28 protein-coding genes and 1 pseudogene are annotated in these 21,872 nt (G+C 54.7%); 9 read left to right on the top strand and 20 right to left on the bottom strand.

Annotated elements, in window-relative coordinates:
* Positions 1 to 26 precede the first annotated feature (26 nt).
* The 3 genes from tssC to EC919_RS00740 all read right to left on the bottom strand — a co-directional run bounded on the left by tssC (position 27) and on the right by EC919_RS00740 (position 2,896).
* Entirely contained in the window at positions 27 to 1,529 is a 1,503-nt protein-coding gene (tssC, locus tag EC919_RS00750) for a type VI secretion system contractile sheath large subunit (protein WP_133770270.1), read from the bottom strand.
* A gap of 14 nt (positions 1,530 to 1,543) precedes the next feature.
* Positions 1,544 to 2,077 carry a type VI secretion system contractile sheath small subunit gene (gene tssB, locus EC919_RS00745; protein WP_062387737.1) on the bottom strand — a complete coding sequence of 178 codons (534 nt, stop codon included), beginning with the start codon at positions 2,075 to 2,077 and terminating at the stop codon, positions 1,544 to 1,546.
* A gap of 69 nt (positions 2,078 to 2,146) precedes the next feature.
* On the bottom strand, positions 2,147 to 2,896 hold the full coding sequence (locus EC919_RS00740) for a hypothetical protein (protein WP_065988947.1): 750 nt from the start codon (positions 2,894 to 2,896) through the stop codon (positions 2,147 to 2,149).
* A 597-nt stretch (positions 2,897 to 3,493) separates the two neighbouring features.
* On the opposite strand from EC919_RS00740, the gene EC919_RS00735 reads away from it, so the two are divergent.
* Positions 3,494 to 4,075: a hypothetical protein gene (locus EC919_RS00735; protein ID WP_133770268.1), complete on the top strand. Its 582-nt coding sequence runs from the start codon at positions 3,494 to 3,496 to the stop codon at positions 4,073 to 4,075.
* A gap of 362 nt (positions 4,076 to 4,437) precedes the next feature.
* Here EC919_RS00735 and EC919_RS00730 read toward each other — a convergent pair whose 3' ends face one another.
* Genes EC919_RS00730 through EC919_RS00720 form a run of 3 tightly spaced genes read right to left on the bottom strand, consistent with a single transcriptional unit; the run spans position 4,438 to position 5,625 of the window.
* Positions 4,438 to 4,986, bottom strand: coding sequence for an HD domain-containing protein (locus EC919_RS00730; RefSeq protein ID WP_133770266.1), 549 nt, complete (start codon positions 4,984 to 4,986; stop codon positions 4,438 to 4,440).
* A gap of 5 nt (positions 4,987 to 4,991) precedes the next feature.
* The gene (locus tag EC919_RS00725; protein WP_133770264.1) at positions 4,992 to 5,348 is read right to left on the bottom strand and encodes an immunity protein Tsi6 family protein; all 357 of its coding nucleotides are present in this window, start codon (positions 5,346 to 5,348) and stop codon (positions 4,992 to 4,994) included.
* A 13-nt stretch (positions 5,349 to 5,361) separates the two neighbouring features.
* Positions 5,362 to 5,625 carry a hypothetical protein gene (locus EC919_RS00720; RefSeq protein WP_133770262.1) on the bottom strand — a complete coding sequence of 88 codons (264 nt, stop codon included), beginning with the start codon at positions 5,623 to 5,625 and terminating at the stop codon, positions 5,362 to 5,364.
* A gap of 199 nt (positions 5,626 to 5,824) precedes the next feature.
* Between EC919_RS00720 and EC919_RS00715 the strand changes: the two genes are divergently transcribed.
* The 3 genes from EC919_RS00715 to EC919_RS00705 all read left to right on the top strand — a co-directional run bounded on the left by EC919_RS00715 (position 5,825) and on the right by EC919_RS00705 (position 7,840).
* On the top strand, positions 5,825 to 6,553 hold the full coding sequence (locus EC919_RS00715; RefSeq protein WP_133770259.1) for a hypothetical protein: 729 nt from the start codon (positions 5,825 to 5,827) through the stop codon (positions 6,551 to 6,553).
* Between the two features lie 255 nt (positions 6,554 to 6,808).
* A complete protein-coding gene (locus tag EC919_RS00710; protein ID WP_133770257.1) occupies positions 6,809 to 7,054 on the top strand; it encodes a hypothetical protein in 246 nt (81 codons plus the stop codon).
* Between the two features lie 54 nt (positions 7,055 to 7,108).
* Positions 7,109 to 7,840: a hypothetical protein gene (locus tag EC919_RS00705; protein ID WP_133770255.1), complete on the top strand. Its 732-nt coding sequence runs from the start codon at positions 7,109 to 7,111 to the stop codon at positions 7,838 to 7,840.
* Between the two features lie 426 nt (positions 7,841 to 8,266).
* Here the strand turns inward: EC919_RS00705 and EC919_RS00700 are convergent, their stop codons facing one another.
* From EC919_RS00700 to EC919_RS00655, 10 genes and pseudogenes are all read right to left on the bottom strand, one after another.
* Entirely contained in the window at positions 8,267 to 8,530 is a 264-nt protein-coding gene (locus tag EC919_RS00700; protein WP_133770253.1) for a hypothetical protein, read from the bottom strand.
* Between the two features lie 205 nt (positions 8,531 to 8,735).
* A complete protein-coding gene (locus tag EC919_RS00695; RefSeq protein WP_133770251.1) occupies positions 8,736 to 9,245 on the bottom strand; it encodes an SMI1/KNR4 family protein in 510 nt (169 codons plus the stop codon).
* Positions 9,246 to 9,290: 45 nt separating this feature from the next.
* Complete coding sequence (locus EC919_RS00690) at positions 9,291 to 9,821, bottom strand: hypothetical protein (protein ID WP_133770249.1); 531 nt, start codon at positions 9,819 to 9,821, stop codon at positions 9,291 to 9,293.
* A gap of 92 nt (positions 9,822 to 9,913) precedes the next feature.
* On the bottom strand, positions 9,914 to 10,345 hold the full coding sequence (locus EC919_RS00685) for a hypothetical protein (protein ID WP_133770247.1): 432 nt from the start codon (positions 10,343 to 10,345) through the stop codon (positions 9,914 to 9,916).
* 6 nt (positions 10,346 to 10,351) lie between these two features.
* The gene (locus EC919_RS00680; protein ID WP_133770245.1) at positions 10,352 to 10,660 is read right to left on the bottom strand and encodes a hypothetical protein; all 309 of its coding nucleotides are present in this window, start codon (positions 10,658 to 10,660) and stop codon (positions 10,352 to 10,354) included.
* A gap of 62 nt (positions 10,661 to 10,722) precedes the next feature.
* A complete protein-coding gene (locus tag EC919_RS00675; RefSeq protein WP_133770243.1) occupies positions 10,723 to 11,025 on the bottom strand; it encodes a hypothetical protein in 303 nt (100 codons plus the stop codon).
* A gap of 345 nt (positions 11,026 to 11,370) precedes the next feature.
* Positions 11,371 to 11,688 carry a hypothetical protein gene (locus EC919_RS00670; RefSeq protein ID WP_133770241.1) on the bottom strand — a complete coding sequence of 106 codons (318 nt, stop codon included), beginning with the start codon at positions 11,686 to 11,688 and terminating at the stop codon, positions 11,371 to 11,373.
* 127 nt (positions 11,689 to 11,815) lie between these two features.
* Positions 11,816 to 12,115 (bottom strand): hypothetical protein, encoded by a 300-nt coding sequence (locus EC919_RS00665; protein ID WP_133770238.1) that lies wholly within the window; start codon positions 12,113 to 12,115, stop codon positions 11,816 to 11,818.
* Positions 12,116 to 12,265: 150 nt separating this feature from the next.
* Positions 12,266 to 12,522 (bottom strand): annotated as a pseudogene (locus EC919_RS27310) (hypothetical protein).
* 177 nt (positions 12,523 to 12,699) lie between these two features.
* On the bottom strand, positions 12,700 to 13,233 hold the full coding sequence (locus EC919_RS00655) for a hypothetical protein (protein WP_133770236.1): 534 nt from the start codon (positions 13,231 to 13,233) through the stop codon (positions 12,700 to 12,702).
* Between the two features lie 390 nt (positions 13,234 to 13,623).
* On the opposite strand from EC919_RS00655, the gene EC919_RS00650 reads away from it, so the two are divergent.
* Positions 13,624 to 14,166, top strand: a complete 543-nt coding sequence (locus tag EC919_RS00650) for a CbrC family protein (protein WP_133770234.1) — start codon at positions 13,624 to 13,626, stop codon at positions 14,164 to 14,166.
* Positions 14,167 to 14,184: 18 nt separating this feature from the next.
* Complete coding sequence (locus tag EC919_RS00645; protein ID WP_133770232.1) at positions 14,185 to 14,655, top strand: hypothetical protein; 471 nt, start codon at positions 14,185 to 14,187, stop codon at positions 14,653 to 14,655.
* A gap of 2 nt (positions 14,656 to 14,657) precedes the next feature.
* Here the strand turns inward: EC919_RS00645 and EC919_RS00640 are convergent, their stop codons facing one another.
* The 4 genes from EC919_RS00640 to EC919_RS00625 form a co-directional block, all read right to left on the bottom strand.
* Positions 14,658 to 14,942, bottom strand: coding sequence for a hypothetical protein (locus EC919_RS00640; protein WP_133770230.1), 285 nt, complete (start codon positions 14,940 to 14,942; stop codon positions 14,658 to 14,660).
* The gene (locus EC919_RS00635) at positions 14,939 to 15,865 is read right to left on the bottom strand and encodes a hypothetical protein (RefSeq protein WP_133770228.1); all 927 of its coding nucleotides are present in this window, start codon (positions 15,863 to 15,865) and stop codon (positions 14,939 to 14,941) included. Before EC919_RS00635 ends, EC919_RS00640 begins: the two co-directional genes overlap by 4 nt.
* Before the next feature lie 574 nt (positions 15,866 to 16,439).
* Positions 16,440 to 16,742: an immunity protein Tsi6 family protein gene (locus EC919_RS00630; RefSeq protein WP_133770226.1), complete on the bottom strand. Its 303-nt coding sequence runs from the start codon at positions 16,740 to 16,742 to the stop codon at positions 16,440 to 16,442.
* Positions 16,739 to 18,175 (bottom strand): polymorphic toxin type 46 domain-containing protein, encoded by a 1,437-nt coding sequence (locus EC919_RS00625; protein WP_133770224.1) that lies wholly within the window; start codon positions 18,173 to 18,175, stop codon positions 16,739 to 16,741. The genes EC919_RS00630 and EC919_RS00625 overlap by 4 nt, the downstream gene beginning before the upstream one ends.
* Positions 18,176 to 18,924: 749 nt before the next feature.
* On the opposite strand from EC919_RS00625, the gene tssI reads away from it, so the two are divergent.
* The 3 genes from tssI to EC919_RS00610 are packed head-to-tail and all read left to right on the top strand — an operon-like array spanning position 18,925 to position 21,871.
* Positions 18,925 to 20,778 carry a type VI secretion system tip protein TssI/VgrG gene (gene tssI / locus EC919_RS00620; protein ID WP_133770222.1) on the top strand — a complete coding sequence of 618 codons (1,854 nt, stop codon included), beginning with the start codon at positions 18,925 to 18,927 and terminating at the stop codon, positions 20,776 to 20,778.
* An 11-nt stretch (positions 20,779 to 20,789) separates the two neighbouring features.
* A complete protein-coding gene (locus EC919_RS00615; protein ID WP_133770879.1) occupies positions 20,790 to 21,368 on the top strand; it encodes a hypothetical protein in 579 nt (192 codons plus the stop codon).
* Between the two features lie 35 nt (positions 21,369 to 21,403).
* Complete coding sequence (locus tag EC919_RS00610) at positions 21,404 to 21,871, top strand: DcrB-related protein (protein ID WP_133770220.1); 468 nt, start codon at positions 21,404 to 21,406, stop codon at positions 21,869 to 21,871.
* Position 21,872: the final 1 nt, after the last annotated feature.

The raw sequence follows: 21,872 nt of genomic DNA, 5'->3' as shown, positions 1-21,872 counted from the left end.
TTGCCTCCCTGGCAGACCCGATTCGGTTAACCGCGTGTGGATTGCGGCAGTTCTGCGACCAATCGCAGCGACGCCGTCAGCTCATCCAGTTGGTAGTGCGGACGCAGGTACGTCACGGCCTTGTACACGCCAGGCTTGCCCGGCACTTCGAAGACTTCGGCGCGGGCTTCACGCAGCGGGAACTTGGCCTTGGCTTCCTGGCTGGCGGTGTCGTCGAGCAGCACGTAGCTGGACAGCCACTTGTTGAGGAACATCTCGACGTCTTTGCGTGATGCAAAGCTGCCGACCTTGTCGCGCATGATCGCCTTCATGTAGTGAGCGATGCGCGAGGTGGCGAAGATGTACTGCAACTGCGCCGAAAGACGGGCGTTGGCGTTGGCGATGTCGGTGTTGTAGTGCTTTTGCTTCTGCGTCGACTGAGTGCCGAAGAACGCCGCGTAGTCGGTGCCCTTGCAGTGCACCAGCGGGATAAAACCGAGGTCGGAGAGTTCTTTCTCGCGGCGATCGGTGATCGCGATTTCAGTCGGGCATTTGAGGGCGATTTCGCCGTCATCGGTCTTGAACGTGTGGGTCGGCAGACCTTCCACCAGACCGCCGCCTTCGACGCCGCGAATCGCCACGCACCAGCCGTAACGCGAGAACGCGTCGGTGACGCGAGTGCCCAGTGCGTAGGCAGCGTTCATCCACAGGTATTTGTTGTGATCGCGGCCATCGACGCTTTCGACGAAGTTGAATTCTTCGACCGGCGTGGTATCCGGGCCATACGGCAGGCGACCCAGCACGTGGGGCAGGGTCAGGCCGACGTAGCGGGAGTCTTCGGAGCTACGGAAGGATTTCCACTTGGCGTATTCGACGGTGTCGAAGATCTTCGCCAGGTCCCGCGGGCCGGACATGTCGGTGAACGAGTCCCAGCCGAACAGCTCGGGCGAGGCCGCCGAAATGAAGGGCGCGTGGGCCGCGGCGGCGACGTGGGAGATCTCTTCGAGCAGGTACATGTCTTCCGGGTTACGGTTGAACTCGTAATCACCCAGCAGCATGCCGAACGGAGCGCCACCAAAGGTGCCGTACTCTTCTTCGTAGATTTTCTTGAACAGCGCGCTCTGGTCGAATTCCGACGAGGCCTTGAGATCGCGGACCAGGTCTTTCTTCGAGGCGTTGAGCAGCTGAATCTTCAGCGTGGTGCTGGTCTCGGTCTGATCGACCTGGTATTTCAGGCCACGCCAGGATGCTTCCAGCTGCTGGAATTCACGGGCGTGCATGATCTCGTTCATCTGATCGGAGAGCATCGAATCGATCTCGGCGATGCGCGCATCGAGCACGGCGATCAGGTCTTTGCTCGGCGTCATTTCGCCTTCGAGCACCTGACCCACCAGCTCGCCGATCAGATCACGGGTGCGGGTGCGTTCGGTTTCGGAGCGGGCGACACGGCTTTCGGAAATGATGCTGTCGAGCAGCGAAGACTGCGGGGCGAAGTTTTCCACTTCAACCAGATCAGTGTCCTGCTGGGCCACGGTTTGTTTGTCGTTCATGGTCGTGCTCCTGCTTACTCTTTGGCGTCGGTGGCGGGAACGGCGGCTTCACGACCGAATTCCTTGCCCAGCGTTTTCAGCTTCTCGGTGTTCTGCAACACGTCCATCAACAGCTCTTCGAGCTTGTCGTTACCGCCCATCTTGTTGCGCAGGTCGGCGAGCTTGTTGCGCACTTCCAGCAGCTTGCGCAGCGGCTCGACTTGCTTGACCACGTTCTGCGGCTCGAAGTCTTCGAGGGCGTTGAAGTTGAGCTCGACGCCCAGCTGCGTGCCGTTCTTGGCAAGCGTGTTGTCGACGCGATAGGCCAGGCGCGGCTTGATGCCTTTAAGCACGCCATTGAAGTTGTCGCGGTCAATGAAGATGAATTTGCGATCCTTGAGCTTGGGCAGCGGCTCAAGGGGGTTGCCGGAAAAATCGCCCAGCACGCCGACGACAAAGGGCAGCTCTTTCTTTTCCTGAGCATCGCCGATGTCGACGTCGTAGGTGATGTGGACCCGAGGGGCGCGAACGCGGTCGAGTTTGTGCTGGGTACTTTCCTTCTTCGCCATCGTGTTCTCCTGTGCGAGCAACTCGCTGCAAGTCATTTTGCGTGTCGGCTCGACGTTGAGCCGAGTGCTTTACAGTCCTTCGATCGTCATCAGCAGGCGCTGACGAATCTCATCTTTCATGTCCATGATGCTGTCCTGGCCCACCAGTTCTTCAAAACTGGCGTTCCCGGCAATCTGCGTGCTGCTGCGAATGACCGAGTCGTCCGGCAGCGTCGAGCGCACCGGCGAGCTGATCACGCAGAACGGCAGGTCGCCAAAGTCCTTCAGTCGCTCAAAGCTCACCGGAAAACGCAGGCCGTCGAACAGACGCCCCAGGCCCGGTGATTTGCTCACGCAGTAAAACAGCACCAGGTAGTGCACGACGAAGCGGTATAGCTCGGCGCTGCTGCGATTAGGGTCTTTGATGACGCTGCGAAAGCGCGCCAGATCAAAGGAGTTGAAGCCGATCACCCAACGGGTCGGGCTGGTGATGCGGATGGTCTGACCGCTGTCGGCCAGGACCTTGTCGTATTCCAGCGGAAACAGCTCGGGCGTGGTGCTGATCAGGTTCAGCGGCACTTCCATCTCATTGACCAACTGGAACGGAGACGCCGAACCAATCCTGTCGTACAGCTCTTTGAGTTCCTTGAAGTGATGCTGGGTCTCCCGGCCACTGCTACGCTGGGCACCCTGAAGGTACTCACCAAACAGATTCTGGGGACGAATCAACAATGCCAGCGTGGCCAGGTAATCGGACGCCTGTGCTTTAAGCACGTCGGAAATAGCCCGGGTCTGGCTGCGCAGCTTTATGAGTGCTTCTACGTCAAACGTTTGAGTCATGGGTACATCGTCCCTGAACCTTTCTCAACAATGCGGCGAATGCGACGAGACAGCGTGGAGAGATACGCGATGCCCGGCTGGCACACCTTCTCGAAAAGCTGATTCGGATCAACGTCATCCCGAAAACTCGCTGCGAAGGTTAGGCGCATGAAACGTGGCCGAACACCGATAGCTAGTAGCCAGCAGTGTCAGCTCAGGCAGTTAATTGTGTGGGAAAGTTCCTACAGACGCGAAGTTTTTCTCACATTTGGTACAGGCTGCAATGATGCTTTATGGCCACTATGCCCCTCGCGGGCGGCTTGAAAATGGCCGCAGGCCTTGTGGTTCAAGGGCTGCAGGGTTTTATTGGATCTCTTTGGCAGGTTTAAAGAAAAGGGCGGGAAGGTGAACCGGTTCACCTACTGATCTGAACTAAACGGGCAACTAAGGAAAATCGGTGCAAATGCGCCTTGCGGGAGGGGTGACGAATCTGTGGTTTTTTGGGTGGCGTCTGGATTCTCTCGGGGGCTGGGTGGTGTAGTTTGCCGGGGCGTGGCTTGGGTCGATGGCTTGGGTTGAGCGTCGTGTTTGTGGACGGGTTTTTGAGGGAAGCGGGCTATGGAAGTGCGAGGTTGGTTGAGGGCGGTGCTGGGGCGCGAGGGGCGGGTGGAGGAGGTTGTGCCGAGTTCGAATTCGGCGTCAGCTTCTGCCGACGGCAAGGCACGGGGGCAGGAGGAGCCGTTGTCGCGGGTGCAGCAACTTCTCAGCGGGTTGCCGGTTTGTCCGGCGCCTGGGGCGTTCGCGACGCCGCCGCCCGTTTGTCCTTCGGTCTGGGAAAGAGATAAGGCATTACTCGCCAGGTATCACGCCTATGTGGACGACGCCGAGAAAATTGGCTGGCGAGCGCTGCCAGACGCTTCTCGGGAAGAGGGACGTGCGCTCGCAGCGCAATGGCGGTCCAGGGCGATCGACCTTTCCAACGCTAAAGCCACCGAGCAATGTGACGGAATTTACTGGTACTTCCAGAGCGCAGCCATCGCTTCACTTTTTGCGGACGGACCGCAATCGGAAGCCTTTGCCCGCTACAGGAGGGACGCGGAATCGTATCGGGGATGGAGCAGGGTGGGTGGTCAGGTGCAACGGTTTGATGAGTATGTGACCGCGATTGCGTCTGGCGCACAGCTCGGGGCGGATATTTAGTGACTGACTGGTTTCTGTGGGAGTGAGTTTGCTCACGAAGGCAGTGTGTCAGTCGATATGTTCGTTTCCGACCCACCGCGTTCGCCAGCAAGCCGGCTCCTACGGATCGCGTTAACGCCGACGATTGTGTGCGTTACCAAGATCCCCTGCGTATTGTGTGCATGCCGAAGATTGTGTGCGTTACCAAAATCCCCTGTAGGAGCGCGCTTGCCCGCGAAGGCAATCTGCCTGTGACGAATGTCTAGCCTGACACACCGCTTTCGCGGGCAAGCGCGCTCCTACAGGGGATCAGGTGGCATCGAAGATCAGCACTGGACGCAAGACCATCGAGACCCTGCTCGCGATGAGGACCTCGGACTCCCTCACTGCCCGTCAACGTACAAAGATTTGTACCGCGCTATGGCATCCGTGAGCCGGCGATTCAGGTAATCATTGGTATGCCCAAGCGCTGCCAGGATCTGCGCAGATTCCTCGTGATAAGACGCGCGCTTTTCCAGCGACCACGTCGATGGCGCGGATTGGAGATTGGTGATCCGGTCGCACAATTTGATCGCCGCCGCTTCCCGCGAATGCGCGGCGATCGCCTGGAAATAGCGCTCATCCGAGAAGGGCACGATAAGGTTCTTGCTCAGGCAGGCGACAGTCGATGCGACAGCGGCGCCGAACACGTCAGCCAATGCCTCTTCTGACGTTCCAGTGTCCTCGATCACGTCGTGCAGCAGCGCGGCAGGCATGGCGATGACCAGATCACCGATGTCACTTTCCCGGTCCGCAAAAATCAGTTCGTTGGCCACCATCGCGACATGCGTGGTATACGGCAAATTCGAACCTTTCATCATCTGCCCGACGTGGGCGTGGGAAGCGAACAGCCAGGCTTTGTTGTAGAGGTCCTGCAGGTCGGTGGACGACAATCAATTCACTCCTGAGAGGGGGGAGATGGGCGGTGAAGGCTTTCGAGGGGCTGGCCGTCGGGGAGCCTAATTTTTAAACCGCGACCGATCTGGATGCCGATGTAGTAAGCGATGCCGAGTGCATGGGCAAGCTCCGGATCCGTCTCCTCGAACTCCTTCCCGGCCCACGCGCCAATGGTCAATTTGTGCAGACGGCTCTTGTCTTTTTCGACGCCCAGCAAGATGTTTCTGATGAAATCGAGTTGGATCAGCGAGCTTGCGTAAAGGGGGAACGCTGGACACGATGCCTCCCTCAGGCGGGTGATCGCAATGGCTTCGTCGATGTAGTCGATGGCTTTTTTCAATTCGTCGTTCCCTGTCATGCGGCCGCGTTTGCTAGATCGCGCTGCCTCGGTTCGAACCTGGCTTCTGCATTAATAATTCGTCCAGCTCTCGCCGGCGGCAACGGTTGACGAATTCAAGCGCTGAGGCGAGATCGTAGTGGAAGCGTTCGAACGTGTCCGCGTCAATTGCGTAATATTCTGCATAGTCCACAAAGCCGCTGCTTACGGGGAGTGATACGTAGAACTGGCCTGAGGTTTCTTCGACTCCCAGGGAGAACATTTCTTCGCGGTTTACGTAAGTGTTGCTGAATGTCATCGTTCGGAGGGCTCCAGTTTGCTTGCCAAAGCAGTTTTACCGCTGCCTCATTATGGAATATCTGGTAAAGCTCGCTGCGCAGAGCTTTACACAGGTTGGTTGTCGTTGAGCAAGGCGGTGCGAATGAGGTCGAGTTTTTGTCTGGTCAACCGTCAGTGATCGACGATGAACGTATGTGCTTATGGGCTAGGGAACGGTAATGATTGATGCGCATAATCTCAAGAAGGTCAGTTGGACATTGCTAACATTCCTTTTATCCATGATGGCCCTAGGTCCATCCAATCTTGAATATTTCTGGCGTCTGTACCTCGTGGTGGCGCTGCTGGCGATTCTGTGGACTCTCTACCTGGTTTATTTCTGTGAGAGATTTACCGTTTATATGATCTCGCTGGTGGTGGCGTTTTTAGGCGCGTTTTGTTTACCAGTCTGCTCGGTCGCGTATCTCGCTGCAGGAAGCATCTGGGGCAAAGAGTGTCTTTTGCCCATATTGCTAGGGTGCGCGCCGGTTGGTATCACGTTGCTGACCTACTATGTACTGGCCGGAGGTAGACCATCCTTTCATCCGTTCGAATATGACGGGCTAAAAGTTCAGCCGAGGTATGAGAATAGACAGCGATCAGTTGCCTCGTATAATCCCGTGTTAGTTGCCGGGGCTACAACCTTCGCGGCAAGTATTACTATAAATTCACTCGGACATTTAACTGGTGCAATGGTCGCTATGGTTGGACTACAAGCGTTCTGCATCGCCGCGTTGTTTCACGCTCGGCACATCATCAGGGGGCTACGCGCGCTCCGCCTTCAAGAACAATCAATGCCTACGCCCTACACGTTCATGCAAATTGACCAAATCCGTGAAGCGCGGAGTCGTTGGTATTTGAGCAGATGGTTCACGTCGATCGCGTCTTTGAGGGCGTCGCAGGATGACTGATTGCTCGATGATTCGTCTCGACTTGGTTTGGTGGGTATCTCGCGTCGCTGTGTTGGGCGTCTTTTTTTGCTGCGTGGCCCTTATGCTTTATGAACGTGATGCGATTAGCGGCCTGCGCACCCTCCGTTCTCGGGAGAAGTCCATGTCTGCTCCATTCACCTTCAAGCGAATCGACGAGATCCGTGAAGCCCGCAGCCGTTGGTGGATCAGTAGGTTGTTCAAGTGGATTAGCTCCCGGCACCAGTGACCAGGTGCATGATTAAAGGTGATTCTGCGCATGCTGAATTGCCTGTTCGCGTGTTCACCCAAGGGGTAACGGAGATTTACATGATCATGGACCTCGCATCTTTTCTCGCGCCGCAGAACGTACAGCTGATCGCGTCCAGGCTCTGCCAATCCGAAACCGCCCAATGGCGCGCTGGCGACGGACGCAGCACCTCTAGCAAATCAAAGTTTTTGCTCGGGGGGTATGATTGGGTTGGAATATTTATCGATCCATAGGGTTGAGGCAAAAAGATGAAGTATGCGTTTAAGCGTTGAAAAGGGTGATGGCTGATGATTTTGGACTCCGATTATCTTAAGCGTAGTGCTTGGGTCTGTTTCAGTGTGCTTGTGTTTGCCATGGTTTTAGGGTTCTCTGTTGTACCATTCTTCTGGTGTGTCTACTTATTTGTTTTTATCGTGAAGCTTAGCTGGTTTCTTTACCTGATCTATTTTTGCGAGAGGTTTACATTTTATTTGTGGTCGGTCTTAGCAAGTGTGCAGAGTTTTCTGGTCGTGCTGGCAAGCAGTGTTGCGTTTTCTTCCGCCGCTGACGTATGGGGCTTGGCAAGTGCCGAGGCATTCATTGCAGGATTGTTACCCGTCGTTTTAGTATTTTTGACTTATTGTATAATTGCGCGCACACAACCGTCGTTTCATCCGTTTGAATACAGTGGAAAAAAGGTAAAGGTAGTGCCGAGAATTAGTCAGAGTAAGTCAGCAAGGTATCCGGCTGCGTTGTTGGCTGGTGCCTCCACATTAGTCGCGAGTATCTTCGTCATAATCTTTGGGGTACCCGCAGCGGGAGTTGTTGGTGCGGTCGCCCTGACGACCTGCGCTTTAGTGATTCTTTACCACCTGCGTCATTCAGTTAGAGCGCTGCGCACGTTGAGCATAAAAGAAAAAACCACATCAGGGCGCTACACGTTTATGGAAATCGACGGCATCCGCGAAGCGCGCGGTCGGTGGTGGATCAGTAGATTTTTCACCTGGGTTGCCTCTAGGTGCGCCTCGACGGACGCCTAGGCCATTCGGGGTATGGTAGCCCGTATTTCCCAGTACTTTCGGCAGGTACCCGGTACAAACGGGATTCCGGCAATCGGCTCTACCAGAATGCTGGAGTAACTATAGGTGATTTTGTTCCCCACTTGACGTAGCTAGTAGGCTGTCTGGCTCTGTAGTGCCCTCTGGATCTGGTGAATCCTCACTAAGACATTGAGCTTGACCCTGAAACTACGGCGCCGCCGCGGTAAGGGTAGATCACTAAATGTGTATCTGATGTGGGGCCAAGTTCACGAGTGGCCATGGCTAGGTCACTTTTAGGGAGGATTTACACATTAGCCTTGACCACCTTTGTCGTCGGCATCGTAAATGACTTGGGAGAGAGTAGCCTTGCTGCCAAGCGTTTCCAGCCCTCAAGACGCTGCCATATTCGTGAATTGTTTCGGCGAGTTATATAGCTTCCCCTCGTCTAGTTCCGGGCTTCTGTATGAGCAACTCGTCCAGCTGTCTGTTGCGGCATTTGGTAACGAACGTCAGTGCGGCATTCAGATCACTTTGGAATAGATCAAGCTGCGCGCGATCAATTTCGTAATATTCTTCATACTCAGTCATGTCATTTCTCACCGGAAATGAAGCATAGAACTTTCCTGAAGATTCCTCTATTCCTAGTGAGAAGCGCTTTTCGCGATTGAAGTAAATATCTGTAAAGTTCATAAGATCCTCTGCGATAGATCAGTCGTTAAAATTCGAGGCGCGGATACCTCTTATTGATGCCGGCAGGTGTCCTCCATCACGTCGTGCAGAAGCGCGGCAGGTATCGCGATGGACAGATCACCGATGTCACTTTCCCGGTCCGCAAAAAATCAGTTCGTTCGCGCTCACCATGCCACCTGGGCGAACCGCCCTAAAGAGTGATATCTCAGAAGGACAAATCGATGCTGATGATCTTTTTGCTTTTTTCCAACGCTTCATTATCGCTTGTCCCGTCTGGCGCTAACCGGTTGAGGAAGTCTTCAAGGCTGGACGAAATCAAAACATATCCCCGCTCTTCATTCGCTGCGTCATGTACCCAGTAATGAACGGCTCCAGTTGCTTTATCGATGCAAAACTGGTCGCCCGTCGGCGACTCGCCGAATGTGTAGGTGTTGTTGGAGATTCGTCCGGAATACATGTTGTTCCTGTGGAAGATGTTGTATCCGTCGGGTGATAGGCCATAGATGATGTCCAGGTCGTAGGTCCCGGTCTGGCTCACGCACTGGGCACCTCGGGTGAAGACTACTGCTCCGCCTAGATCGGAGCTGAGATCCAGCAATAGCTCATTAATCTCAATGACACATCCCTCCTGCAGAAGTTCGTCAATCTGGCGAGAGGTTGGGTTTGCGCAATGAGCCCCGAGTACTTCAGACAGTCTTTTGCTGATTGCTCTCATGTTGCCGCTCCTGACCCGATGACCCAGTGCCGATCCTTCAAATGATTATGCTCCATCAGGAACGTGGTCAGGGCCGTCAAGCTTGTCCCGGACGTGGTGTGCTGTACGCACCAAGGGATCCCACAAGCCTGCCTCGCTGTTCCAGGCAGCGCCTGCCCAACGTTGGTCGGCGGTCAACTCAGCCCTGCGTTCGACCAAGCGTCGTTTGAGGATATCTGACACGGCACTCAAATCAATCTTGGGCAGCGCTGCATATGGCCCGTCTGGCTGCGCGTCTTTATTCGCGAGGCAGTAGCAGTAGCACCAGATCCAGCCTTGAGCCATATAGATCGCCCGATTTTGATCTGGATAATGGTTGAGCAGTTTCAGCAAAGCCTGAACAAAACTCGCTGAGAATGAAGCGTTACGGGCGTTAAATTGCGGCATGAACAGCTGATCGAAAGCGACGACAACATTTTGAGGGTCGGCGTTGTCGTCTTTGGTCTCGAGAAAATAAAAGGGCTCGCCTGCGAGAAATCTGTCGAATTCATCGTGATGCAACGCAAGCTCAAGTACGTTGGCAGGTTCCTTGTCCATTCAGTTCTCCATCGTGAGCGTGTGGTGCGTGAACCAGGGTCATTTACGGCGTGGTCTGCGCGGGCTGCTTAATTGGAGGGAGACTACATCAGTTAGATCGCTTCGAAGGCGTGTTCGGCTTCGATAATGATAAGACCCAGTGACAAGTTGTAAGGCCACTGATCCGTAATGACTCTAGCCATCCCGAGCTTACGATGGCTGATCAGCTCCGGAATCTCGCCTCGCGAAATCAGGTGTAAAGCCTTCAGTAGTTCTGCTTTGAAGCGAATGAGTTGATCCTCGGTGGTGATCTCAAAAATCGCCTGCGGCCGCTCAGTCAGTGCGCAGTCAATTGCACGAAGGGCCGCTTCTATTTTTTGTTTGGCGGTTTCGCTGCGGTTCATGGTGGTGGCGTCCTGCATGACTTTTCTTCCGTTTCCATGATTCAAAACATCCCCGCGCACGTGACCAAGACTGTCGGCAGCATACCGGTGATGGGCGCCGGTTGAGGAGAGCGGGCGTTGCTCAAGCCAACCGAACGCCATCAGCGCCTAGTCGTCTTGAGACATGAATTCACGCATCCATTTCAGGGCCGGCGTTTCTCCCCCCGTGAGCTCAATGCAAAAAGTTGCAAACGCCTGCTCAAGCGCTTCGTACGCCTGGAGGCCTCGCTCGCTAAAGCGGTATCGCCCCGGAATCTGGCCCCACTCCCAAGGCGTCGTAATCACCCCTTGCATGACGAGCTTTAGCAGAGGCCTCAGGTCAGCGTATAGCTCGGCTGCCTCCGCATCGAGATCGGCATACGCCTTGAGCTCGGTTTCCAGGTTGAGCGCTGCCGCGTGAAGTTTGTTGTTACTCATGGTGAATACCTTCGCATGCAGCTGTGCGTGCAAATCCTTTGTAGATAGTGCGTTCGGGCGTGTTACTGGCCGCGTCTCGCTTTGAAGGCTTTGAGAGCCTCGGATTCGCCGCCGGTGAGCTCAATGTAGAACGCAGCGTACGCTTCGGACAAATCATCGTAGCCCTGGAGCCCGGTATGCGAGAGCAGCTTGTACCCTGGGATATCTCCGATATCCACCGCCTGAAGAATGCTGCATCGTTCGGCCCTCTCGATAAGGTCCTGAAGCGAACCCGATAGTAACGCTGCGGCAGGTTCAATGACTGCGTATTTATCTCGCGTGCGCCGGAGCTCACGCGCCGATGCCTGGAGCTTGTTTTTATTCATCGCGCCTCTCTTCAAAACTGCCTTCCTGCGCATTACAAAACATGACCCTGCTGGTCAGCGCTCTGCGGCAGGTTGCCGGTCTGAACGTGAATTCAGTCATCCGCTAGCCCTCGCTGCTCAAGTGGTGTTGAAGCTGAGCCGCCACGGCTCTGCTGATGGTTCGGTAACCGCACCTTCGTGGCGTTCGGACCGCAGTCCGCAGGCTGTGATCTGTCCTTTGCAGCCTTTGATACCGGGTGGGGCATTAAGGCCCTGGCTTCGATTATGGCTATGTATTGACCTAGTGGGGCTGATCGACGGTTACCACGCGCGCTCGCATCGTGGCGGGAGCAGTCGAGATAGCATTTACTCACCGTTCTGCCCATTATTCCTGGATTCGATCCATAGGCTCAGCGACAGTGGTTCGCCGCCCGTCACCTCGGTCGAAAAATCAGCGTACGCGTCTTCAAGCTCGCCGTACCGTTGAAGATTTTTCTCGGTAAACCGATAGTGGCCAGGTACTGCTCCTATCTGAATGGGTTCGGACAGGTGGCCCGCTTTTGCCAGCTCCAATAACGGCTTTAAATCGGAACAGAGGGCAGCAGCTTCGGGATCTATGTTTGAGTATTCATCGAGCTGATGTTGTAGCTTTAAGGCAGTGCTTCTTAGTTTGGTGATATTCATCGCTAATTTCCTGCGATCTCTGGTGCCCGCCCGGGGGCAAAGCACGTCTACGGTCATGGGCGTAGTTTTGAGCGAGACAAACGAAGGGTGCAGCCGACGCTAGCACGTATCGGTGGAATGCGGGTTGTCACTTCATCTGTTCTTTAAGCCACTTCAATGCTGGCGTCTCTCCCCCTGATGTCTCAATCGAAAAGTCCGCGAATGCATTTTCCAAGTCGCGATACTGCTGGAGGTTTCTCTCTGTAAAGCGATAACGTCCCGGTACGTCTCGCACTTCAAGCGGGCTCGTGAGCGTGCCAGCTTTTGCATGTATCAATAATGGCTTCAAGTCAGCATGAAGAGCCACGACTTCAGGATCTATCTTGGAATGGATCAACAGCTGGTATTCAAGGGCAATGGCTAGTTCTTTGAGTCTTGGGATGTTCATGGTTAATTCCCGATTGAGCCTATAGGTTTGACGGATGACCAATCTCCGCGATTTGGAATAAAGTACCACGCCGCGCCGTGCTGCTGGGTACCGGATGTTATCCATTTCCAGCAGCTGCTGCCATCACTATGTTTGGCTTGGGAGTGTCATTCAGGCGAACCTCTCACATCCAGGCTTTTGGATAAGCAACTCGTCTAGTTGTCTGTTTCGACATTTCGTGACAAACGCTAATGCAGCGTTAAGGTCCTTTTTAAATAGTTCGAGCTGTGCATGACTAATCTCGTAATATTCTTCATAGTCAGTCATGCCGTTAGTCACCGGAATTGAAGCATAAAACTTCCCCGAGGACTCCTCAATACCTAGGGAGGCCGCGCCTCGCGATTAAAGTAAATGTCTGTAAATTTCATAAGGTTCTTTTCGGTAGTAGAGTGGTCATAAATCGATCCGCGGATAATTTGCCGGGATCAATAATGGCGTGAAAGATTTCAACTAAGGTCACAGGTCCTGAAATAGAATCAGCTTTCACGCGCCCGGCATACCTCTGTCAAAGCTTCAAGCGCAAGTGCCATGTGGCGAAGGCATCGCTAAAGATTGTTAGGCACGAAATTCGGACCTTCAAGCTTATCTCGGACCCATGATGCCAGGCGCATCAATGGCTCCCAGAGCCCTTGCTTACTATTCCACGACGCGCCTCCCCACCGAGTATCGGTAATCAATTCAGCTTTGTTAACCTCCAACTCCTGCTTAAGAATACCTGCGACGACGTCTGTGTCCATTTCAAAAAGCTCACGATACTTGCCATTTGGATTTAGCCTCTTTTGGGCCAAACAATCGTGGTAAAACCAGATCCAGTCAGATACAGCATAGATCGCTCGATTTTTGTCTGGATAGCTTTTCAGAACTTTCAACATTGCTGTTACTAATTCGCCCGGAAACGTTTTATCTTTAGTCTTTGTCCAATAGTCGAGCACCAGCAAGTTGAAGGCCGCTCTCACGTTTTGCGGTCCGTCTGTGTCTCTCTTAGCTTCTTGAAAATAGAAAGGCTCGCCGACAATAAATTTGTCGAGTGCGCCGTCCGCTAGCGCGATCAGCAACACATTGTCCAGGTTATCTGTCATTGGGTTCACGTCCTTGCGCAGTCAATTGCACGGATGGCCACCTCTTTTTTTGTTGGCGGTTTCCCTGCGGTTCATAGCGGGGGTGGCATCTGGCATGATTAATCCTTTCGTTTCCAGGGCCCAAGGCCTACCCGGGGCACGTGACCATACTCCCGCTAGCATACCGGTGATGCGTACCGGCCGGGTAGGATGAGCTCCTCAGCTTGAAGCTAGATATTAGCTATGGTGAATTTGCTCCGAACGCAGCTGTGTTTCCAAGCCAAGCGCGTGTTCGCTGATCGCCATGGAGATGTGCCGATTTATGGTCACCTGGATGAGCAATCCGCCATTTTTTTGCTCGATTCAATTAGCGTGTAAGAATGCGATTAAGCAATCACCAAGGATGCGTTTATGACTCTGCCACACTTTACCTACCATCCCGATCCCGTCGGTACCGGTTCGGTGCAACCTTCTTCCGCCACGTGCGTGAGTTGCAATCAGGCCCGCGGCTACATCTACGAAGGGCCGGTATACGCCATTGAGGAATACGAAAACTGCATCTGCCCTTGGTGCATTGCCGACGGTAGTGCGCACCAGCGTCTGGGCGCGACGTTTGTCGATGACGAAAGTATCGGCCTGGATGGCGAAGACACGTTGAACGAGGCGCAGATCGCCGAAGTCTGTCAGCGCACGCCTGGTTTTAATGGCTGGCAGCAAGAATGCTGGTTCACTCACTGCGACGACGCGGCCGAATTCATCGGCAAGGCTGGCCACACAGAGTTGCTTGAAATGGGCCCGGCAGCCATCGCCGCCGTTCAGGACTCAACGGGATTGGAGGAGGGGCCGAAGTGGCAAGCGTTCTTTACTGCCCTGGATAAGGATCATGGGCCTACGGCTTACCTCTTCAAATGTCGCCACTGCGCCACGCTAGGCGCTTATCAAGACAACCATTGACGCACAACGTTGAAGTCTATGAATAAAACCGAATGGCAAGCCCTCAAGCTCAGGCTTAAAAAGTACGTCGCGATTTTCTTCCTGATCTGCCTTGCAGGGGCGCTTACCTATGGCTACGTGCACAAACCTGAACTTCCTCCGCAAATAGTCCTGAAGCAAAACTTCATACCGGGGGAGTGGCTTTATATCGTGGAGGAGGCGAGGGACTGTTCAGACCCCAAGTGGTTAAAGTTCTACATGGATCATCGTGAATCGACTGACGAAACCATGAAGGTGTATTTGGGCAAGACCCCGCCCTTCCTGGTCTCGGACACTGACTTGAAAGACGTGGAAATCCAGCGTGTCTCCAACGGCCTGCATATCAAGCTGAAAGGAGCCGTCTCGGATTACCGCAGCGACCTTTACCTGAAAGACGGGGACACTTACACGACTTACCGTGTGAGCCTTGAACAAGCCGAAACCCGACCGCCCTTGCCGAGCGGTCGGTGAGCTTATTTCAATAAGGCGACCACTGCGCAGGCAAGCATGATCAACAGCGCCGGCCACTGCATCGGTATGAAAAAGAAGTGGTGGCGAACACCATCGGGGTGAAGCTCGCGATTCAACACAAAGCCCAGGACAACGTTGATGGCTGAACCAATACCCACTGCCAGCAAGAATTGCATGAGCGATAAATCACTGGATTTAGCGCTGGGGTCCATCAACAACCAGCTCAGTAACAGCACCATGGCCAGTGGTGTTAACAGAGTCATCCAGCCCGCGCCGCGATAGATCATCGTTGGATGTTCATTTCAAAAACATTAGCGGCTGGCTTGCGTGCCTGCTCTTCAACCGCCAATACGATATCGAGCGTATTGAGGAACAGGTCATGGCTCAGGATGCCGGTAGCGATGGTCGACAATACGGGCTTGCCGTTCTCGTCCTTGATCACCACGTTTTCGGTCCAAGTGCCGAGATTCACCGTGCGCAGCGACGACATCGGCACTTTGTTGCCTTGGTACTCGAGGAAGTCGCGGTGCACAACAATCGGCGCCGTAGTGACTTTGAGGAAGTTGCCGGTCACTCGCTTGCCCCAGACCTGTTTTGAACTGATGCAGTTGAAGGTGACCGAGCGGCCCGACTCCAGCGCTTCGGCCACGGCCGGCAGCCGCGCCCGTACGTGTAAGTCTCGGACCAGTTCCTGGAATGCCTGGAAGGCTTTCAGGGTATCGACCACTCGATGAAAGGGTTCTGATGCATTGCGGCGATAGGCCAGGTTTGTGATCAGGCCCGTCAATACAGTTTGCCCGGAGCTGAACAGGTACAGGTCCTCTATCTCGGCAAACGCCGTGTAGTCGCGGCGGTCTTTAGTGATGCGCACGATGCCGTTTCCATAAACTTCGTAGTCGGTATTACGCAGCTTCTTGTGCCAAGCGGTGGTACCCAACAGGCATAGACCGATAAGGGCCAACAAGCCGGTCGTGAAACTAAATACGACGTCCTTGCTGGCGAAATTCATGGTCATCCCGCGGGACGTGTGAAGCGTGACCGGGCCGTTATCGCCCATTGGCACAATCGTGCTCAGATAAAAGACGAACGCGGCGAGGCCCAAAAATACAACGGCCAATATCAGGCCGAAAATCAAAAAGGCCTTGCCTTGGCGGAACGTCGCGATCAGCTCGCCGGTGCCGGAAGAAGTGTGGAAGTTGTTTGGTTGCATGAGTGTTTGCGTCCTTGTCTTTGAATGGGTGCGCGGCCTTAGGCGCGGGGGAGGGTAGGTGGTGCTTTCTCTAGAGAGTGGAGCGGTATAGCTGGATTCATGGCATGCCCGGCGTGATTACTGTCAACGCTCCCTATGCCCGGTCTGCTTGTTTGAGCAGTCCGCCAACGCTGTTAGTCAGCGGCGGATACGACAGCGATGGCGTATAGGGATAGCTAGTGTTGCATGCAGAGCTCACATAACCGGGTTCACAATTCGGCAAACTCATTGTTCTTGTCGATCAAGGGCTGTTCGTCACAGTACAAAACGATGTCAGTCAGCGACCCCATTTCTCCATACAGTCCGATTATCTGTGAGAGGGCGAAGTCAAAGTCGCTGGCAGGGCTTGGAGTTCTTTGTCGTAATTCGCGTGTTCACTTTTAGACATCCTGCGGGGACAAACACCTATTTAACTACCACGTCATGTTGGGTGCTACAGCATTAACCAGCAAGCGGAGCCAGGCTCACGTGCTTCTTGATGCGATTCATAGGTTGCCATTCCCTGCATAGCTTCGACGTTAACATTGAATCTGGCTCAGGGTAACGTTGGTAACTTTATCTTTAGGCCGCGTCCACGCTGGATGGCTACGTAATATGCGTCACCAAGCGCTTTGCATAACTCCGGGTCGGTTTCTTCGAATTCTTTAGATGCGATAGCTCCGATAGTGAGGCGGTGAAGCTTTGATCTGTCTTTCTCAACCCCTTCGAACACCGATTTTACGTACTCCAATTGGCGTAGAAGCAAATCATAAATCGGCAATTGTGGGCATCCGTTTCTTCGATCAATAGTCAGTGCTATCGCTTTTTCAACATAGGCCAGCGGAGTCGTGAGTGTCATGGAGTATCTGCTCTCATAAGTTTAAAAACATCTTTTTGTGCAGAGGTCATTTGCCTTGCACCGCCATTAACGAAGACAGGAACATTCGGCACGGACCAATCATCTAGAATTGGGGCGGATGTGCTTCGCAGCATTGGAACCTTTTCCGTCGTTTGGTACATATTCAGGGCTTTTTCTACGACAGTTTCGGATTTGTAAGCTCTACCTAGCGGGTTTATACCGAGTTCCGCAGGAAAGACTTTTGGCGTCGGAGAGTACCAAATACCCTGCCATTCGCCGACGGAGTATTGCCAGAGCTTTTTCCCACGGTTAACAATATCCACGGTTACAGGTTCAGAGAGGACCAGTCCGTTCATCCATTTATCGTACGTCTCCGCAAGGTATCCCTGAGACTCAAAAAACTTAGCTGCCGTCTCCCGATTCGCTCGGATATTTATATCCTTCAGCACATCACCGGTGCGGCCGTACAGGTTGTTCAGATATTCGCGGCGTGATACGACTTTGGTAGCACTTTCCTCAATGGGCTCTGCTGCCTGCTTGGTCGGGGGCAGCTCGTTCACCGGCTCGGGCTCCTGTTTGCTCAACGGAGTCGGTTCCTTCGGTTGCAATTCCTGCAGTTTAAGAAGCTGCTGCTCATTGCGCGCTAACCACTCGGCAAATTCCTTGTTCGTGATTTCAGCCCGCAGCCTGAAACTCCGAGTCGCTACGCTTTCCATGGCGTTTAGCGAGTACCTGCCCATTAAAAACGCCACGATGGCGGTCAAAAGCAGCAGAACGTACTGCTCTTGCCCGCTTGCGAATTGTCGGGCGGCGCGTTCGATCCGCTCTTGAATCATCGCGGCTGAACCGCCGGTTGGGTCGAGACCTGGGGGTTTCAAACCATCTTCGGCCCGCCATGCGGTCATGAATCCTTCACTTAAGCTGCTAGCGCATGGCCCGACGCCTTGCCGGAAGTAGTCAGCTATGGACGCCAATCCCAGCGCCATGAGAATAATATTGCCCACTTCCAGGCCAATACTGCCGCCGACCGCTGCTCCCGGTAGTGCGCCCGCGCCGAAAGCAAGGGAGCCGACTGCGCCTCCAATCCCGGCGCCTACTGCAACGCTCCCACCCATTATCATCACCACTTCCCGCACCAGTTTGAGCAACACCGGCAAGATTTCAGTGATGTTGATCGAAGCCAACTTCCGCGTGAGGTCGTCCAGCACTATCGGGTAGGAAAGGGTCAACGCTTGCCGGACATGATCAATCTGGGCCCCCCCATGGTCGGCATAGACTTGGCTTGCGCCATTGCTAAGTCTACGGGTGAACCCGTCCCAACCATCGTTGGCGCTCTGGAGGCCCTTATCGATGCTTTGGTTTAGCTCACCGAAGGTTTGGTCGAGATTTCGCTCGATGTCGTCCCAGCTAGGTATGTTGGCTAAAAAGTCCATTTACACATCACAGTCCTGGAGAGAGGCGCCATGGAGCGCTTTGAATGAGCGTGTCGGTTGCGGCTGGCCGTTATAGCTAGCACGTTGCCAGCAGCAGACGTCAAGTCCGCTATCGACCGCTAAAGTACGATTTAATTTCCAGCGCCGGGCATTTTTCTCAGGTTTTTTACACTCGGCAATGATGGCAGAACACCGTCACTCAACCAACTGATGCCTATATCCCCCGGCCAGCGCCTTTGATTACGGGCACTTCGACATATTCGTTCACCGTTTAACAAATTTAAAATGGGATCCACCGTGGCGCGCGGCCTTTCGCAAAATCGATTCACCGGGTTGACAGAGGGAGGCGCATAAGTGTCTCCTTTGCCGCTGTGAAACTTCTGTAACGATTTCGAGACTGTGATGTCGTTCGCGAATTCCAGTGCCTGGTGGCACTTTCGCATTGCAGTGTGGTCGCAGTGTCCAGCAATTGAGTTTTTTACCAGGAACCAGGTGCGGTGCTGCCGATTGCGCACATGCGCGCGGACCTAACCGTCGATTCCGAGACTGTTGTTTTAAAGAAGCGTCTGTAGCTCGGGTCCTACGTGATTGTAGGAATGCCCCCACGACCGATGCCGAACCCGCCCGGTGGCGCGTCATCGACCCGTTAGCGACGATGCAACAAGGGCTCCGGCCCCCTTGTCGGCTCGTAACCTGTTGTTGCTGAGCATGGCGGTAGCGTTCTACCCCGTGCCATCCAGGAGATTTTCATGATGATGGACCTTGCCGCGTTGCTCTCGCCCCAGAACCGGCGCCTGTTCAAGTTCAATAACCTCGCCAACCCGGAACAGCAATTGCTGCTCGAATCCTTCAAAGGTCGGGAAGCGCTGTCCCAGGCGTATAGCTTCGAGCTGCTGCTGATCTGCGAAGATTCCGGCGTCGAGCTCAAGTCGATGATGGGGCAATTGGTCACCATCGAAATCGAACTGGCCGACAGCACGCCGCGCCATATCGCCGGCTACCTTACGCGCTTTGCCAGCACCGGCAGCGACGGCGGCATGGCCCGCTACACCGCGACGCTCAACCCTTGGTTCTCGATGCTGAAAAACCGCTTCGACACGCGGGTCTTTCAGGGCAATACCGTCGAGGAAGTGGTGACCCAGGTGTTCGCCCTGTGCCCGGCGTTCTCCCGCCATGAATTCCGCCTGACCAAGCCGCAAAAGCGCTACACCTACATCACCCAGTACCGCGAAACCGACTTCAACTTCGTCCAGCGTCTGCTCGAAGAAGAAGGGATGTTTTACTACTTCGAGCACACTGCCGAAGGCCACACCATGATCATCTGCGACGACTCCAGCATGCTGCAGCCGTTGCCGGAACAACCGCAGATCCGCTTCCACACCGCGTCCGTCACCGAGACCGCAGACTCCATCACTCAGTGGAGCGGCAACCGCCAGTTGCAGGCGGGCAAGATGGCCGTTCAGACCTTCGACTACCGTCAGCCGAACAACCGTCTGCCCGTCGGGATGAACAGCCTGAACAAACAGGGCGACGTCGAGACGTTCGAGATCTACGACTTCCCCGGCCAGTACACCCACGGCACCTACGACGAGGGCGAAACGCTATTGCGCCTGCGCATGGAAGCCCTGGAAATCCGCGGCAAGAAGTTCGAAGGCGCGAGCAACTGCCGTGCGATGAAGCCCGGGTACACCTTCGAGCTGGTGCAGCACTACGACCACGATCAGGGCTCCGCCGACGATCGTCAGTTCCTGCTGATGGGCGTCGAAAGCGAAGGCCACAACAACTATTTGAACGGCCATCAGGCGAGCTACTACAACACCTTCTCCTGCGTGCGCAAAAAGATTCCCTTCCGCCCGCAACTGTCCACGCCGCGGCCGACCATCTCTGGGCCACAGACCGCCATCATCGTCGGCCCGCCGGGCGAAGAAATCTTCACCGACGAACTCGGCCGCGTGAAAGTCCAATTCCACTGGGACCGCAACGGCAAGTACAACGACCACAGTTCCTGCTGGGTTCGCGTCGCCCAATCCGGCGCCAGCGGCGGTTTCGGCAGCATCCAGATCCCGCGTGTGGGCGATGAGGTAGTCGTGGTTTTCCTGGACGGCAACCCGGACCGCCCGTTGATCATGGGCAGCGTCTACAACAGCAAGAACACGCCGCCGTGGTCGTTGCCGGCGAACAAGACGCAGAGTGGTTTTCTCACGCGCTCGACCAAGGGCCATGGCGGTACGGCGAACTTCTTCCGTTTCGAGGACAAGTCTGGCGCCGAGCAGATCATCATGCACGCCGAACGCAACATGGACACCGAGATTGAGCTGGATGAAAAGCACGACGTCGGGAATAACAGGACCATTACCGTAGGCGGCACCCACACCGAAACGATCAAGAAAGACACGGTGATGACCATCCAGGACGGTTCGCTGACGATTCAGGTCGACAACCAGTTCATTCAGATCGGTGCCCAGACCCACATCATTCTTCAAGTTGGAGAAAGCTCCATCACGATCACGCCGGACGGCATTGAAATTAAAGGTAAAACCATTTCCACCGTCAGCACCGGGACGACGCAGATCAAGGGCTCTCAAGTGCGGGTCAACGATTAAGGATGCGAATCATGGCCAGAACCAGCATGTACGATCGGATATCGGAGAAGCGTCTGGCTGCGGAAGCTGCTGCGCGCGAGGAAGAGTTGCTCAAGGCCCAAGCAGTCAAGCCGGCACCCGAACCAGAGCCAGTGACTCCGTTGAAGAACGTACCCAGCAGCTTCAGCTTCGGCGGGTTCGAACTGCTTTTCCCCCAGGGCTTCAGCTTCCGTGACATCCAGACGACGATCGAGCATGAAGGCGACCCTGTGGTGCTGACGATCAAGCGTCGGGATGTGCCTGAAGGCGCGACGCTGGACAACCTTCTGGCAGAGTCGATGCAAACGTTCCGCAAGCTCTACCCGGAGCTTCGCGTCATCCGCGAGCGCGACTGCACCTTTGCAGGGAGTGCTGCAAAAGCAGTGGATTTTTACTTTGCGATCGGTCACGCCGAACGCCATGGTCGTCTCGTCGGCAGCATCGTCCCCGTCGCGGATCAGCGTGAATCGCAGTGGCTGACCCTGTCCTGCGTCATTGATCCGGTTAAACCGAACTTGAGCCTCTGGCTGGTCGACTTCGACAATATGCTCTCCGGCATGGCTGCCGCCTAAGCGACGTTATTTTAGATTTCAGGAAGTGAGTTCAAATGGACTATGAGTTGCAAGAGGGCAGCATCGCGCTGCCACAAGGATTCCAGGACCGCACCGTCAATATGTTCGTGCTGGGCGCGAGCATCCCGGCTCCGCTGAGTATCACCATTTCCAGAGATACATTGCTGCCGTCCGAGACGCTCAAGGCTTATGTCGATCGGCAAGTAAAGATGCTGGCGTCCAAATTGCGCGGCTACACGCTGCTGGGCAAAAAAAATGCAGAGCTGTCTTATGCTACGCCGATTGATGGCCTTCAGATTGACGCTTACTACATGAATGAAGGCCGGCCGTTCTATCAGCGCCAGGCAGCCTTCTTGATTGAACCAGACCGCGCGTTGATTTTCTCCACGACTGCCCAGGCCGACTTCAGCGCTGAGCAAAATCAGAACTGGCTCGATTTGCTCGCCAGTTTCAAGGTAAGGCAAAACGGTCAGACCGTGCCCGACGCCAGCGAACAGGAGTAGC

This window comes from Pseudomonas graminis (assembly GCF_004364335.1).
Lineage (GTDB): Bacteria > Pseudomonadota > Gammaproteobacteria > Pseudomonadales > Pseudomonadaceae > Aquipseudomonas > Aquipseudomonas graminis_D.
The sequence above is the reverse complement of the archived record's forward strand: the minus strand, read 5'-3'. Positions and strand labels throughout refer to the sequence as shown.

What these genes read in the sequence shown, in the direction of transcription:
- tssC (WP_133770270.1), bottom strand. Translation starts at nt 1,529, where the DNA reads ATGAACGACAAACAAACCGTGGCCCAGCAGGACACTGATCTGGTTGAA.
- tssB (WP_062387737.1), bottom strand. Translation starts at nt 2,077, where the DNA reads ATGGCGAAGAAGGAAAGTACCCAGCACAAACTCGACCGCGTTCGCGCC.
- EC919_RS00740 (WP_065988947.1), bottom strand. Translation starts at nt 2,896, where the DNA reads ATGACTCAAACGTTTGACGTAGAAGCACTCATAAAGCTGCGCAGCCAG.
- EC919_RS00735 (WP_133770268.1), top strand. Translation starts at nt 3,494, where the DNA reads ATGGAAGTGCGAGGTTGGTTGAGGGCGGTGCTGGGGCGCGAGGGGCGG.
- EC919_RS00725 (WP_133770264.1), bottom strand. Translation starts at nt 5,348, where the DNA reads ATGACAGGGAACGACGAATTGAAAAAAGCCATCGACTACATCGACGAA.
- EC919_RS00720 (WP_133770262.1), bottom strand. Translation starts at nt 5,625, where the DNA reads ATGACATTCAGCAACACTTACGTAAACCGCGAAGAAATGTTCTCCCTG.
- EC919_RS00715 (WP_133770259.1), top strand. Translation starts at nt 5,825, where the DNA reads ATGATTGATGCGCATAATCTCAAGAAGGTCAGTTGGACATTGCTAACA.
- EC919_RS00710 (WP_133770257.1), top strand. Translation starts at nt 6,809, where the DNA reads ATGATTAAAGGTGATTCTGCGCATGCTGAATTGCCTGTTCGCGTGTTC.
- EC919_RS00705 (WP_133770255.1), top strand. Translation starts at nt 7,109, where the DNA reads ATGATTTTGGACTCCGATTATCTTAAGCGTAGTGCTTGGGTCTGTTTC.
- EC919_RS00700 (WP_133770253.1), bottom strand. Translation starts at nt 8,530, where the DNA reads ATGAACTTTACAGATATTTACTTCAATCGCGAAAAGCGCTTCTCACTA.
- EC919_RS00695 (WP_133770251.1), bottom strand. Translation starts at nt 9,245, where the DNA reads ATGAGAGCAATCAGCAAAAGACTGTCTGAAGTACTCGGGGCTCATTGC.
- EC919_RS00690 (WP_133770249.1), bottom strand. Translation starts at nt 9,821, where the DNA reads ATGGACAAGGAACCTGCCAACGTACTTGAGCTTGCGTTGCATCACGAT.
- EC919_RS00685 (WP_133770247.1), bottom strand. Translation starts at nt 10,345, where the DNA reads ATGGCGTTCGGTTGGCTTGAGCAACGCCCGCTCTCCTCAACCGGCGCC.
- EC919_RS00680 (WP_133770245.1), bottom strand. Translation starts at nt 10,660, where the DNA reads ATGAGTAACAACAAACTTCACGCGGCAGCGCTCAACCTGGAAACCGAG.
- EC919_RS00675 (WP_133770243.1), bottom strand. Translation starts at nt 11,025, where the DNA reads ATGAATAAAAACAAGCTCCAGGCATCGGCGCGTGAGCTCCGGCGCACG.
- EC919_RS00670 (WP_133770241.1), bottom strand. Translation starts at nt 11,688, where the DNA reads ATGAATATCACCAAACTAAGAAGCACTGCCTTAAAGCTACAACATCAG.
- EC919_RS00665 (WP_133770238.1), bottom strand. Translation starts at nt 12,115, where the DNA reads ATGAACATCCCAAGACTCAAAGAACTAGCCATTGCCCTTGAATACCAG.
- EC919_RS00655 (WP_133770236.1), bottom strand. Translation starts at nt 13,233, where the DNA reads ATGACAGATAACCTGGACAATGTGTTGCTGATCGCGCTAGCGGACGGC.
- EC919_RS00650 (WP_133770234.1), top strand. Translation starts at nt 13,624, where the DNA reads ATGACTCTGCCACACTTTACCTACCATCCCGATCCCGTCGGTACCGGT.
- EC919_RS00645 (WP_133770232.1), top strand. Translation starts at nt 14,185, where the DNA reads ATGAATAAAACCGAATGGCAAGCCCTCAAGCTCAGGCTTAAAAAGTAC.
- EC919_RS00640 (WP_133770230.1), bottom strand. Translation starts at nt 14,942, where the DNA reads ATGATCTATCGCGGCGCGGGCTGGATGACTCTGTTAACACCACTGGCC.
- EC919_RS00635 (WP_133770228.1), bottom strand. Translation starts at nt 15,865, where the DNA reads ATGCAACCAAACAACTTCCACACTTCTTCCGGCACCGGCGAGCTGATC.
- EC919_RS00630 (WP_133770226.1), bottom strand. Translation starts at nt 16,742, where the DNA reads ATGACACTCACGACTCCGCTGGCCTATGTTGAAAAAGCGATAGCACTG.
- EC919_RS00625 (WP_133770224.1), bottom strand. Translation starts at nt 18,175, where the DNA reads ATGGACTTTTTAGCCAACATACCTAGCTGGGACGACATCGAGCGAAAT.
- tssI (WP_133770222.1), top strand. Translation starts at nt 18,925, where the DNA reads ATGATGATGGACCTTGCCGCGTTGCTCTCGCCCCAGAACCGGCGCCTG.
- EC919_RS00615 (WP_133770879.1), top strand. Translation starts at nt 20,790, where the DNA reads ATGGCCAGAACCAGCATGTACGATCGGATATCGGAGAAGCGTCTGGCT.
- EC919_RS00610 (WP_133770220.1), top strand. Translation starts at nt 21,404, where the DNA reads ATGGACTATGAGTTGCAAGAGGGCAGCATCGCGCTGCCACAAGGATTC.